Below are 12,980 nucleotides of genomic sequence, written 5' to 3' on the forward strand. Positions count from 1 at the left end.
GGCTTTATGCGCCCCCGAACAGCGCCACCGCCAGCCGCGAATGATCCTCGCGCAGGCGACCCACATCCACTCCCACGGGCTGGCCGTCGATCACCCGCCAGCGCCCCGCCACCATCACCCGGTCGGCCCGGGTCGCGCCGCACAGCACCAGCGCCGCCAGCGGGTCGTGGGCACCCGAGAAGCGCAGCTCGTCCAGGGTGAACAGCGCGAGATCCGCCTCCCGCCCCACCTCGATCCGGCCGATATCGGTGCGGCCGAGGCAGGCGGCCGAGCCCTCCGTGGCCCAGCGGAGCGCGTCGAGATGCGTGACCGCCTCCGCGCCATAAGTGAGCCGGCTCAGCATCACCGCGTGGCGCACGCCCTCCATCAGGTTCGAGCTGTCGTTCGAAGCCGAGCCGTCGACGCCGAGACCGACGGGCGAGCCCGCCGCCTCCAACTCGCAGGTGCGGCAGTGGCCGGATGCCAGCGTCATGTTGGAGGTCGGGCAGTGGCACACGCCGACCCCGGCCTTGCCCAGCCGGGCCACCTCCGCATCGTTGAAATGGATGCCGTGGGCCAGCCAGACCCGGTCGTTCAGCCAGCCGACCTCCTCCAGATATTCCACGGGGCGGCACTGGAACATCGATTGGCAGTAGGCATCCTCGTCTAGGGTCTCGCCGAGATGGGTGTGCAGGCGGCAGCCGTGGCGGGCGGCCAGATCCGCGCTCTCGCGCATCAGCCGCTGGGTCACCGCGAAGGGCGAGCAGGGGGCGAGACCGATCTGCACCATCGCGCCGGGGGCGGGATCGTGGAACAGGTTCAGCACCCGCTCGCTGTCGGAGAGGATCGTGTCGTCGTCCTGCGTCAGTGCGTGAGGCGGCAGGCCGCCTTCGCGGTCGGACAGGCTCATCGAGCCGCGGGTGATGAAGGCGCGGATCCCGAGGTTGCGGGCCTCGTCGACCTGGACGTCGACCGAGTCCTCCAGCCCCTTCGGAAACAGGTAGTGGTGGTCGCCCGCCGTGGTGCAGCCCGAGAGCAGCAGCTCGGTATAGGCGACCCGTGTGGCCAGCCGGAACGCCTCCGGGGTGATCCGCCCCCAGATCGTGTAGAGCGCCTTCAGCCAGGGGAAGAGCGGCTTGTTGATCGCGATCGGATGGGCGCGGGTGAGCGTCTGGAAGGCGTGGTGGTGGGTGTTGATCAGCCCGGGGATCACCACGTGGCGCGACGCGTCGAAGGTCTCGTCCACCGGGGCCGCCGGCCGGGCGCCCGCCGCCACGAGCTCGACGATCCGGGTGCCCTGCACCACGATCCCGCCTTCCGCGCCCGGGGCCAGAATGGCGAGCGGGTTGCGGATCCACAGGCGGCGGGGCGCCGGTTCAGCTGCTTCGGCCATCCGTAAAACCGCTCCCGCTCACTCGATGTCCCTGCGTAGCGGAGCGGGTGGCCCGCCGGCAACCGGAACGTCGGCGGGCCGGTCTACCGGATACCCGCCCCGGGGGCCCAGGATTGTCCGCGTATTTCCGAGCGGGCCCCGCCTCCGGATCCCGGCTCCGGTAAGACTCGGCCGTCTGGACATGCTGCGGGCCGCCGTCCGGCGGCACCGCCACGCCGCGTTGCCCGAGCCAAGCCTCCATCTCGGCGATCTCCCGCTGCTGCTCGACGATCACCGCCTCGGCGAGTTGCCGGGTCCAGGGGTCCTTGGCGTGCGCCCGGGCGACCTGGCCCATCGCGATCGCGCGCCGGTGATGCGGGATCATCTGAAGCCGGAAATCGACATCCGGATCTCCGGTATAGGGGACCGCCATGTCGTGCATCATCTGGCTGAGCGCTGCCGTGAAGCCCCGGGTCGCCGGTGTGTCGGCCTCGGTGCCGGTGCGCACCGCGGATTGCGCGTGACCATGCGCGTGGGGCAGCGAACCTTCAGCGACGGCGGAACCCGCCGTCGGAAGCAGACCCAGACGCATCCCCTGCGTCGCATATCGATTTCCGCTGCGCCGCGACGGCGTTCGTTGCGGCGGCCCGGCCGGTTACCATGACGGGACGGACGAGGCAGCGCCGGCGTCCAGGGTTGACGGGCTCGGGCCGCCTTGAGAAACGTCATGCGGACTGACCTATCACCCGTTGGGAGCGGCCGCGCCGTGACACGGACAGCCCCGCGCCAAGACGTCTTCCTGGAGACGTCCGTGGAGACCTTCGCGGCGAAACCCGTCCCGGGCGCCGCGCCGGCCGCCCTGGGCAGCGACGACCTGATCGAACTGCTGTTCTTCGCCTATCGCGACTTCGTGGGGGATCCCGACCGGATCCTGTCGGCCTACGGCTTCGGCCGGGCGCACCACCGGGTGCTGCACTTCGCCGACCGCTATCCCGGCCTGACCATCGCCGAACTTCTCGACATCCTGCGGATCACCAAGCAGAGCCTCAACCGGGTGCTGAAGGACCTGATCGGCCAGGGCTACGTCGTGCAGAAGCCGGGCGCGAGCGACCGGCGCCAGCGCCTCCTGTACTGCACGGAATCGGGGGCAGAACTCGCGGCCGACCTGACCCGCGTCCAGGCGCGCCGCCTCGCCCGGGCGCTGGCCGCGCCGGATGCCCGGGGCTCGCCGGAGGACTTTCTGATGGCGATGATCGAGCCCGAGGACCGGCCGGCGGTCCAGCGCCTGATGGCGCGGCGCGGAACCTCCGGGGGCGGCGCATGAGCCATCCCGTCCGGGCCGACCTGCCCGACGAGGCCCCACACGTCCTCGTGGTCGACGACGACCGCCGCCTGCGCGAATTGCTCACCCGCTACCTGACCGACCAGGGGTTCCGGGTCACCGCGGCGGCGAGTGCCGCCGAGGCCCGGGCCCGGGCGCAGAGCGTGGTGTTCGACGCCATGGTGCTCGACGTGATGATGCCGGGCGAGAACGGCTTCGAATACGCCCGCAGCGTGCGCGAGACCTCCCGGGTGCCGATCCTGATGCTGACGGCCCGCTCCAACCCGAACGACCGGGTGATGGGCCTGGAAATCGGCGCGGACGATTACCTGCCCAAACCCTTCGAGCCGCGCGAGCTGACGCTGCGCCTCAGCAACATCATCAAGCGCAGCCCGCATCCCCGCGCGGCGGCGGCCGAGACGGTGACCTTCGGGCCGTTCGCGTTCCGGATCGACCGCGGCGAGCTGCGCCGGGACGACGAGATGATCCGCATCACCGAGCGCGAGCGGGAAATCCTGACCATCCTGGCAGCGGCCGGCGGCGCCAACGTGGAGCGCGAACAACTCGCCGGGAGCGGCGGCGCGGCGGCGGAGCGCACGGTCGACGTGCAGATCAACCGCCTGCGCCGCAAGACCGAGGTCGATCCCGCCAACCCGGTCTTCCTGCAGACGGTGCGGGGGGTGGGCTATCGGCTCGCGGTGGATTGAGGCCGGGCCGCGTCCGGACGGCTGATCCATCGAAGCAGACATCGCCGCGGGGATCGTTCGCCAACCTGATCGGACGCGATCGAGGGGCGCCCCGTAACACGCCCATCAGCCTGTCCGATCTCGGTCCGTTGCGTCCTCTATGCCCGGAGCCGATCTGCCGCTTCAACCGGCGTAAGCTTACGAAGTAGATCCTCGAACGGCATCGGCTTGGCGATGAAATAGCCCTGCATGTAGCGGCAGCCCTGCCGACGGGCGGCGTCCAGCTGCTCGGCGGTCTCGATGCCCTCGGCTATGCCTTCGAGGCCGAGGTTCCGGCAGAGATCCAGGATGGTGGAGACGAGGCTACAGCCCAGATCCGTGTCGATGCCGGCCATGAAGCTGCGGTCGATCTTGATCTTGTCCAGCGGCAGGCTGTGGACGTAGCCCAGGCTGGAATATCCCGTGCCGAAATCGTCCAGGGCGACCGCGATGCCCAGGGCTCGCAGCATGCGAATGGCCGCCTTGGCCTGATCGAAGTCGCGCATCAGCGCCGTTTCCGTCAGTTCCAGCGTCAACCGATGCGGATCGAAGCCGCTCGCGCGCACGGCGGCCAGGATTGCCAACACGGTCTCGGGCGAGGCCAGGTCTTGGGCCGACAGATTGAAGGACAGGCCGATCCCGCGCGGCAGCCGGGTGCCGTCGGCGAGCGCCTTGCGCAGGAGCAGGAGCGTCATGTCGTGGATGAGGCCGCACCGCTCCGCCGCGGCGATGAACCGGTCCGGGGACACGCCTCCGAGCTGCGGGCTGGTCCAGCGCGCGAGCCCCTCCACGAGGGCAATCTTGCCCGTGTCCGTATCGAGGATCGGCTGGTAATGCAGCGTCATCTCGGCGGAGAGGTCCGCCGTGCGCAGGGCGGTCTCCACGATCTGCTCGGCCCGGATGGCGTCCTCGTGCTCCTGTGAGAACAGGATCGTCTTGCCGCGACGATGCTCCTTCGAATGGTAGAGCGCGTAATCGGCGCGGTCGAACAGCGCATCCGCGTCGCGCCCGGCCCGGGGATACTTGGCCAGACCACCCGAGCAACCCGTGACGACCTGGATGTTGCCGAGGCGGATCGGCTTCGCCAGCGCGGCGCAGATGGCATCGCAGAACGCGATGATCTCCTCGGGCGGTCCAGGGTTCCGGACGAGGATGCCGAACTCGTCCCCGCCCAGGCGCGCGACGGTGACGTTTTCGTTGGCGAAGGCTGCCAATCGCTGGCCGATCACAGCCAGAACCCGGTCGCCGATGACGTGTCCGTAGGTGTCGTTGACCGGCTTGAAACGGTCGAGGTCGAAGATCGCCAGGGCGAAACGTGCGTCGTTCCCCGCCGAGGCCTGGATGAGCTCGCCGAGTTTCTGGAAGAAATAGCGTCGGTTGGGCAGCTCGGTGAGACTGTCCGTATGGGCGAGGCGCGCATTCTCGTCCGAGAGCCGGTCAGCCTCGGCCTGCGACGCGACCAACTGGACGAAGGCCCGGAAATTGTTGGTGAGGACGCGCACCATCACCACGGTCACGAAAGCGGTGTTGACGGCAATCGCCAGGAACACGTGGTTCTGACTGGTGATGCAGCAGAACAGAAAGACACCCATCACGATGCCGGTCACGAGAAAGGCCGCGACCGGCAGGTGGGTGAGACAGAAGATGCAGGCGATCACCGTGATCGCCACGAAGATCGCCACATGGCCCTGCTCATAAGGGCCGCCGTAGCCGTTCAAGATCATCGCCCAACTGACGAACGCGACAGAAAAGACTGCCGTCAGAACCGTCGTTTGACGAAGTTGGATGGCAGCCTGCTCCTGGCTCATCTCGTCGACGCGCATACGCCACCACCGGACCGCGCGCAGCACGCAAACGGTGACCAGAACACCGGGAAATCCGAGAGTCAGGAGGACTGGCGCCAATGGATAATGCGTTACCGCGAGCGCACAGCTATTAACGGACAGCAGGACATAAAGAGTCGGGATGTGCTTCCGCAGTTCCGTCAGCTGGCTAATGCATGTGGGGACTTTAAAGTGATGGATCCGCACCAGATGTAGCATTTTATGATCATGCCCGAATATGATCGCTTGCGGTATTTTTGTTTGATCGATGACCGTAGAATGGAATCATTAAAAGCATCTTTCGAATATCTTCGTTTTACCACCTACAGTTAGATCTGAATTTATGTGCACTATTATACAGTTGATTTTCGCGGAACGGCACTGACGCGACTGCTTCCGGGCGGACGCCTAGGATCGGAGTGCAACGCAAAACGATCTGAAATGCCGGTTCGCCATGGACTGCAATCGGGACCCGCTGGCGCCCTTCGGTATGCCCGGCATGGGTCGCAAGCGGGCCGCGGACGCGCGACCCGATCGGATTCAGACGCCATCGGGATAGAGCCGCGGGTGCATCACACTGCGCGGGGCTCGTCGGGCTTCAGTTTGAGCGCCTTGGCGATCCGGGTCGACAGTCCACCCACCAGGGACACAGCGGCCTGCGGGCCGGCCAGGCCGCGCACCGCCTCGAGCGCCGCCTCGGCATCGGGTTTCATCACCGCGTAGACCAGCGGGCGCGCCGCCTTGCGGGGGCGCTCCGGCGTCACGGCGACGAGGAAGGTGCTGTAGCGTCTCCGAACGCGACCGGGCATGCTGCGGGATGTGGCATGTCGGCTAAGCATCGCCAAGGCCTGCAAGCGCTGATCATCGGAGCCGGCGCGGGATGCGTCGCGAGTCGCGACGATAATCCCTGCCCTCCGCCTCAGATCAAGGCGAGATCGATATCGGGCAGGGGCAATCCGTCGAACCGGGCGCGCCAGGACTCGCCGGGCGCGAGCGGCAACGCATCGGTGAGGGTGCCGGTTGTGATGATCTCGTGCGCTGCGAGAGGCGGTGCTTCCGGATCATTAGCCAGCACATCGACAAGATGGCCGAGGGCGGCGAGGGGCCCTGCGCCCATCACGTTCCGGCCGCCGCCCCGGGCAGCGCATGTTCCGTCCCGCAGTAGATCGACCGAGAACCGTTCGAGCCCGCCGATCCAGGCCGACCGCTCGTCCGCGGCAATCGGCACGCGCTCGCCCACCATCAGCAGCCCGTGCAGCCCGAAGGCCGCGACCGTGTCGGGGGCGGTGAAGCGCCAGCCGGGATAGAGGGATTGCACGATCTCGAATCCGGCGGCCGCCCAGGCGACGCATCCGATCAGGGCCGCGGCGTCCATGCCGGGTTCCAGGGTGCGGGCGAGCCCGAACACGATCTCGGGCTCGATGCGCGGCTCGACGAAGGCGGCGAGCGCCACGGGGTCGGCCGATACGACGTGCGCGCGCAGGGTCGTGTCGTAGACGTAGCCCCAGATCGGCGCGCGAACGCCGTACCGGTCCCAGAGGGTCGTGTTGGTGAACCCGATCTTGCGGCCGACCACCCGCTCGCCGCGGGCCGCCCGCAGATCGCGGATTTCCGCGGCCACCCGGTAGGCGGCCGGCAGGTCGAGGGTCGGGTCCCAGCCGGTCAGCGGCGCGATCGAACGGCGATGCTCGTGGGCGGCCAGGATGGTCCGGGCGTGGGTGGCGGCGGGGACGGGGTCGGCTATCATGACCCGGTTAGCATCCGGCATGCCGGAGGCGAGGTCCAGCGCCGGCTACCAGCTCAACCGCTCGATCACCGCATCCGGATGCACCGCCTGCCGACCGAGCCAGTCGGCCACGTCGCCGAGGCGGTGGTGCTCGGCCGTGACGCCGAGTTCCTCCGCGTGGATGCCCCGGGCAACCAGCAGGCTCGCGATGCCGAAGCCGTGGGCCCCCGCGATGTCGGTGCGGATCGCGTCGCCGATCGCCAGGACCCGGGCCGGATCGACCGGGGCGCCGGTGAGGTCGCCCCCCTTGGCGAGCGCCGCCTCGTAGACAGGCCGGTGCGGCTTGCCGGCATAGACGACATCGCCACCGATCTCCGCATAGGCCGCCGCCAGCAGGCCCGCGCAGGGAATCAGCCGGTTGCCGCTCTCCACCACGAGGTCGGGGTTGGCACAGGTCATCGTCAGCCCGCGGGCGGCGAGCCGCGTCAGCTCCGGCCGGTAATCCTCGGCGGTTTCGCTGCGGTCGTCGAACAGGCCGGTGCAGACCACGAGGTCGGCCTCCGCCTCCGACACGAGGCTGAGGTCGAGGCCCTGGAAGATGCCGAGGTCCCGCTCCGGCCCGATATGGCGGATCCGGGCACCGGGCCGCGCCGCGATCAGGCCGCGGGTGAGGTCGCCCGAGGTGAGGATCGCGTCGTAGGCCTCGCGCGGCACCCCGAACCGATCGAGAATCCGCCCCACGCCGTCGCCGGGCCGCGGGGCGTTCGAGACCAGCACCACCCGGCGCGGCCGTGGACCCGGCAGGCCGCGGAAGCGGATCAGCGCTTCGCCCGCGGGCGCGTGGGCCTTCTGACCGTCGTGCAGCACGCCCCAGACGTCGCAGAGGATCAGGTCGTACCGGTCGGCGATGGCGCCGAGGCCGTTCAGGGTCGGGATAGCGGTCATCACAAGTCCTGGTTTCAAAAGGTCCGGGACCTTTTGCGGGTGCAGGGCGGAGCCCTGCTGGGCTCGGGCAAAGCCCAACATCGGAGCTGCGCCCCGATACCCCGCCAAAGGGCTCGCCCTTCGGGAACCCCTTACCGGCGTTTCGGGCCTAACCGATGTTCGGCGAAGAAGTCGAGCATCGCCCGTGAGGCGTCGGGGCCCTCGCGGTCCGTGTAGCTGCCCTCCGGGCGGCCGCCCGACCACGCGTGGCCGGCGCCGCGCACGCGCCAATCCTCGACCACCACCCGGCCGGACGAATCCCGGTAGCGGGTGCGGGTGAAGGGATGGCCGCGGCCTTCCATGGTTTCGGACTGGGCGGTCAGCCCCGCCACGTCGGCCTGCGCCAGGACCTGATCGGCGTTGCGGACGCTCACCGTCCCGTCATCCTCGCCGTGGAAGACGATCGTGGGCACGCGGGTCGCCGTGGCGGGCGCCCCGAACGGCGTCGCCGTGCCGAGCCCCGGCGCCCCGACCTGCATGGCCATCAGGGCCGAGCCGAGGTCGCGGGCGCAGCCGGCCGCGAGGCCCGAATGCACCCCCACGGCGGCGTAGAGGTCCGGATAGGCCCGGGCGATGTTGAGGGCGGCCGCGCCCCCGGCCGAGAGGCCCGCGATGTAGACCCGGGCCGGATCGATCGGGTGCTCGGCCATGATCGCGCGGGTGAGGCCTGCGATGATCGCCGGCTCGCCCGAGCCGCGGGCCTGATCGCGGGGGTCGTACCAGTTCCAGCAGCGTTGGGCATGGGCCTGCCGGCTCTGCGCCGGGTACGCAACGAACACGCCGGCGCGCTCGGCCAGGGTGTTCATGCCGGTGCCGGCGGCGAAATCGTCCGGATTCTGCATGCAGCCGTGCAGCATGACGACGAGCGGCGCCCGGGCGTCCGGACGGCTCGGGATGAACAGCTTGTAGTCGCGGCTGCCGGCGGTCTCCGCGTGGCTCAGGGCCACGAAGCGGCCCCCCGGAGGAACGGAGAGGTCAGTGGGCGGCGCGGGCTGCCGCAGAGGCTTGCCCAAACCCTTCAGGCCGCGCACGACCTGCCCGACGACCTCGCGCACCCGCGGTCCGGATTCGGACGAATCCCGATCCGTGCCGGGACGCGCATCAGGGGCCGGTGCGTCACGGCGGGCCTGCGGGGCACCGCCGAGGCTGCGCTGGATCAGCGCGGTGGCCTCGTCCAGGCGGCCAAGGCCGGTGAGGCGGGTCGCCTCGATCATGTCGGCCCAGGGCGAGGTGCCGGACCCGCGCAACGACTCTCCATCGCGGCTGCCGAGATCGTCGGTCATGCGTGCGCGCCCCGCTGTCTCAGCATTCCTGTCGCGGCTGGGACCGAGGCGACGAAGCCACCGCATGGACCATCCTCACCATCCGATCGATGATACGCCGAGCTTGGATTGTGCGCTGCAATAAACCGCGCCGTGCTGCGCCGCAACACCCGGCGACGCGGGTCTGCCGGGCGTATCAGGCCAGCTCGTCGGTGCCGATATACTCGGACCAGATCGCGGCGGCACCGAGGCTCGCCCGGAACGCATCATGGCGGATGCGTTCGCCCTCCGTCAGCCGGCTTCGGTACGGGCGCGGCGCCGCTGCGGTCGCCTGACGGGCGGCCGATCCCGCGATGGGGGCGGCGATCGCCACCTCCGTCAGCCCGAGACTGGTCTGCTTGCCGCCGAGCAGCTCGACATAGACCTCGGCCAGGATCTGGGCGTCGAGGAGCGCCCCGTGCTTGGTGCGCTTGGTGTTGTCGATGCCATAACGGGAGCACAGGGCGTCGAGGTTGTTGGCCGCCCCCGGGTGCTTGCGCCGGGCCATCGGCAGGGTATCGACCACGTCCTCCAGCCGGATCGGCAGCGGGGCGCGGTCCCCGAGCCGGGCGTATTCCATGTTGAGGAAGCCGACATCGAAGGGCGCGTTGTGGATCACGAGCCGCCCGTCGACCAGGAAATCCAGGAGATCGCCGACGATCTCGGCGAAGCGCGGCTTGTCGGCCAGGAACGCGTCCGACAGGCCGTGGACGTTGAACGCCCCCTCGGAGACCGCCCGCTGTGGGTTGCAGTAGCGGTGGAAGGTGCGGCCCGTCGGGATGTGGTTGAGCAGTTCCACCGCGCCGATCTCGATCAGGCGATCACCACCCTTCGCTTCCGTGCCGGTGGTCTCGGTGTCGAGGACGATCTCGCGCAGCATGGGTCTCGCGGCTCGGCGGGGTGAACAGAGCGAACCCTAACGCGATACGCCGGGGCGGTTAACCCGCCCTACTCGCTTGCTCACCGCGACATGTTGCGGAAGACGCAGACGCGTCCCTGGTCCTCATATCCCGCCGGGCAAGCGGCGACGCAGGCACCGGCCGCGATCTTCTTCGGCGGTGGGCAGGCCCCAGCGACTTGCGCTTCGGCCGGCACGGCCCAGAGCAGCGCGACCGCCATCCCAGCGAGAAGGCGGCCGGGCCGGATTGAATCGAAGAGTCTGAGACGCCGCTTCATCACATCCACCCCGTGGTTCGCTCGCTCCCGCGCGAACGAACACCGCAGATGTGCAACTGCACGACTGCATCATCCGTCGCCTGGGTGCGACGGCGCACGGTCCCCCGTCAGCCGGGCGATGATCCGCGCCACCTCGGCCTCGGCCGCGGGAAAACCCCGGCTCGTGTCGATGACGAAATCGGCCCGGGCGCGCTTCTCGGCATCGGGCATCTGCTTGGCCAGGATCGCCGCGAAGGTCGCCTCATCCATGCCGGGGCGGGCCAGCACCCGGGCGCGCTGGATCTCGGGCGGCGCGCTCACCACCGCGACCGCGTCGCAGCGGCCTTCGCCGCCGGTCTCGTAGAGGAGCGGGATGTCGAGGACGACGAGCGGGGCGTCCGCGTGCCGAGCCAGGAACTCCGTGCTGGCCGCCCGGACCAGCGGATGGACGATCTGCTCGAGTGCCGCCATCCGGTCGGGCGCATCGAGCACCGCCGCGCGCAGACGCGTCCGGTCGACGCCGCCTGCCGCGTCGCGCACGCCCGGAAAGGCCTTCTCGATTGCCAGCGCGGCCGCTCCGCCGGGGCCGTAGAGGGCGTGGACGGCCGCATCCGCGTCGTGGACCGGGACACCGCGCTTGGCAAACAGCGCCGCGGTGGCCGACTTGCCCATGCCGATCGAGCCGGTGAGCCCGAGCACGACGGGTCCGGACCCGGCCTTCGGCCACATCGCTGTCTCAGATCCGGCCTTCGGCCTCATCGGGCGAGATCCGCCACGATCCGGTCGCGCAGGGCGGGGGTGACGGTGGGGCGAAGGCCGAACCAGGCCTCGAAGCCGGGCACCGCCTGGTGCAGCAGCATGCCGAGCCCGTCCACGGCGGCCAGCCCTCGGCGGCGTGCCGCCGCCAGGAGATCGGTTTCGAGCGGCGCGTAGACGATGTCGGCCACAGCGGCCCCGGCCGGCATCCGGGCGAGGTCGATGGCGAGGGGCGGCTGGCCCTTCATGCCGAGCGACGTGGTGTTGACGAGGAGACCGGTCTCGGCGAGCGCCGCCGGCAGGTCGTCCCAGGCGAGGGCGTCTGCGATGCCGGGGGCGAGGGCCGCCACCGCCTCGGCCCGGGCCGGGGTGCGGTTGGCGACCAGGATGCGCCGCATGCCCCGCTCGGCCAGCCCGACCACGATCGCCCGGGCCGCGCCGCCGGCGCCCAGCACCACGGCGGTACCGTTCCCGCGCGCGGGCCAGTCCGTCCCCAGGCTGTGGTCGAGATGGGCGCAGAAGCCCGGCGCATCGGTGTTGTCGCCCCGGATCCGCCCGTCGGGCCCGACCATCAGGGTGTTCACGGCCCCGATCTTTTCCGCCCGCGGCGTCAGGGTGTCGGCGAGCGCGCAGGCCGCCTCCTTGTGGGGGATCGTGACGTTGCCGCCCCGGAAGCCCGAATCCAGCAGCGACCGGACGAACTCCGGAAAGGCCTCCGGGGCCACGTCCAGCCGCTCGTAGGAGCCGGAGATCCCGTGCTCGGCGAGCCAGTGGCCGTGAATCAGTGGCGAGCGCGAATGGGCGATCGGGTGGCCGACCACGAAGGCGCGAGGCACGGGGCTGCTCACGCCGCGCAATCCTGCGCCAGCCGGCAGGCCGGGCCGCCCGCTTCCTCGATCTGTAGCGTGGCATGGCCGATGCCGAAGCGTGCCCGCAGGCCCTCGGCGGTCTCGGTCAGGAATCCGTTGCCGGACAGGCGGTAGCCTTCTTCCATCACGAGATGGACCGTCAGGGCGACGCTGGTGGTGCTCATCGGCCAGATGTGCAGGTCGTGCAGGTCGGCGACGCCGGGTCGCCCGCGCAGGAAGCCGGTCACGGCCTCCGGCGAAATCTCCTGCGGCACGGCATCGAGCGACATCGCCAGGCTGTCGCGCAGGAGCCCCCAGGTCGCCCAGACCACCAGGCCGGCGATGACGAGGCTGACCGCGGGGTCGAGCCACGCGAGCCCGGTGAGCTGGATCACGAGGCCGGCGATCACCACCCCGGCCGAGACCGCGGCATCGGCCGCCATGTGCAGGAAGGCGCCGCGGACGTTGATGTCGCCCTTGGCGCCGCTGGCGAACAGCCACGCAGTCAGGCCGTTCACCAGGATCCCGATGGCGGCCACCACCATCACGGTGGTGCCGGCCACGGGCTCGGGATGGGCCAGCCGGACCAGAGCCTCCCAGATCACCGCCCCCATGGCGATCAGCAGGAACACGGCGTTGAACAGGGCCGCCAGGATCGAGGAACTGCGATAGCCGTAGGTGAAGCGCGCGGTGGCCTGCCGGCGCACGAGGACCGCGGCGACCCAGGCGGCGGCGAGACCCAACACGTCCGACAGGTTGTGGCCGGCATCGGCGACAAGCGACATGGAGTTGCTGAGATAGCCGTAGATCGCCTCTACCACCACGAAGACGGTGTTGAGCGCGATGCCGATCGCGAAGGCCGGCCCGAAATTTTTCGGGACATGCGCGTGGCCGCCATGGCCTCCATGGGAATGCCCGCCATGGGAATGGCTACCGTGGGAATGCCCCCCGTGGCCGCCGTGCGAATGGTCGTGTCCCGCCAAGGCGGTA

General features: G+C 69.9%; 13 protein-coding genes. 2 read left to right on the plus strand and 11 right to left on the minus strand.

The features are described 5' to 3' along the window. Positions 1-4 precede the first annotated feature (4 nt). Positions 5-1,372 carry an 8-oxoguanine deaminase gene (locus tag MKK84_RS20520; protein WP_243922988.1) on the minus strand — a complete coding sequence of 456 codons (1,368 nt, stop codon included), beginning with the start codon at positions 1,370-1,372 and terminating at the stop codon, positions 5-7. Then, complete coding sequence (locus tag MKK84_RS20525; protein WP_243922990.1) at positions 1,356-1,943, minus strand: DUF305 domain-containing protein; 588 nt, start codon at positions 1,941-1,943, stop codon at positions 1,356-1,358. Before MKK84_RS20525 ends, MKK84_RS20520 begins: the two co-directional genes overlap by 17 nt. Before the next feature lie 174 nt (positions 1,944-2,117). Here MKK84_RS20525 and MKK84_RS20530 point away from each other — a divergent pair, with 174 nt between their 5' ends. After that, the gene (locus tag MKK84_RS20530) at positions 2,118-2,675 is read left to right on the plus strand and encodes a MarR family winged helix-turn-helix transcriptional regulator (RefSeq protein WP_409566529.1); all 558 of its coding nucleotides are present in this window, start codon (positions 2,118-2,120) and stop codon (positions 2,673-2,675) included. Continuing rightward, the gene (locus MKK84_RS20535) at positions 2,672-3,379 is read left to right on the plus strand and encodes a response regulator (RefSeq protein ID WP_243922992.1); all 708 of its coding nucleotides are present in this window, start codon (positions 2,672-2,674) and stop codon (positions 3,377-3,379) included. Before MKK84_RS20530 ends, MKK84_RS20535 begins: the two co-directional genes overlap by 4 nt. 137 nt (positions 3,380-3,516) lie before the next feature. On the opposite strand, the gene MKK84_RS20540 is transcribed toward MKK84_RS20535, so the two are convergent. From MKK84_RS20540 to MKK84_RS20580, 9 genes are all read right to left on the minus strand, one after another. Continuing rightward, the gene (locus MKK84_RS20540; RefSeq protein WP_243922994.1) at positions 3,517-5,439 is read right to left on the minus strand and encodes an EAL domain-containing protein; all 1,923 of its coding nucleotides are present in this window, start codon (positions 5,437-5,439) and stop codon (positions 3,517-3,519) included. A 353-nt stretch (positions 5,440-5,792) separates the two neighbouring features. Beyond that, positions 5,793-6,029 (minus strand): hypothetical protein, encoded by a 237-nt coding sequence (locus tag MKK84_RS20545; protein WP_243922995.1) that lies wholly within the window; start codon positions 6,027-6,029, stop codon positions 5,793-5,795. A 110-nt stretch (positions 6,030-6,139) separates the two neighbouring features. Then, positions 6,140-6,967, minus strand: a complete 828-nt coding sequence (locus tag MKK84_RS20550; protein WP_243922997.1) for a 2-keto-4-pentenoate hydratase — start codon at positions 6,965-6,967, stop codon at positions 6,140-6,142. Positions 6,968-7,012: 45 nt separating this feature from the next. Continuing rightward, positions 7,013-7,891, minus strand: coding sequence for a TIGR01459 family HAD-type hydrolase (locus MKK84_RS20555; RefSeq protein WP_243922999.1), 879 nt, complete (start codon positions 7,889-7,891; stop codon positions 7,013-7,015). Positions 7,892-8,022: 131 nt separating this feature from the next. Next, positions 8,023-9,213 carry a PHB depolymerase family esterase gene (locus MKK84_RS20560; protein WP_243923001.1) on the minus strand — a complete coding sequence of 397 codons (1,191 nt, stop codon included), beginning with the start codon at positions 9,211-9,213 and terminating at the stop codon, positions 8,023-8,025. Between the two features lie 175 nt (positions 9,214-9,388). Further along, positions 9,389-10,111: a DNA polymerase III subunit epsilon gene (gene dnaQ, locus MKK84_RS20565; protein WP_243923003.1), complete on the minus strand. Its 723-nt coding sequence runs from the start codon at positions 10,109-10,111 to the stop codon at positions 9,389-9,391. A gap of 365 nt (positions 10,112-10,476) precedes the next feature. Further along, positions 10,477-11,115 (minus strand): dephospho-CoA kinase, encoded by a 639-nt coding sequence (coaE, locus tag MKK84_RS20570; protein WP_243923005.1) that lies wholly within the window; start codon positions 11,113-11,115, stop codon positions 10,477-10,479. A 26-nt stretch (positions 11,116-11,141) separates the two neighbouring features. Beyond that, positions 11,142-11,990, minus strand: coding sequence for a shikimate dehydrogenase (locus MKK84_RS20575; RefSeq protein ID WP_243923007.1), 849 nt, complete (start codon positions 11,988-11,990; stop codon positions 11,142-11,144). Beyond that, entirely contained in the window at positions 11,987-12,973 is a 987-nt protein-coding gene (locus MKK84_RS20580) for a cation diffusion facilitator family transporter (RefSeq protein ID WP_243923009.1), read from the minus strand. Before MKK84_RS20580 ends, MKK84_RS20575 begins: the two co-directional genes overlap by 4 nt. Between the last annotated feature and the right edge of the window lie 7 nt (positions 12,974-12,980).

It is taken from the genome of Methylobacterium sp. E-065 (assembly GCF_022829605.1).
Lineage (GTDB): Bacteria > Pseudomonadota > Alphaproteobacteria > Rhizobiales > Beijerinckiaceae > Methylobacterium.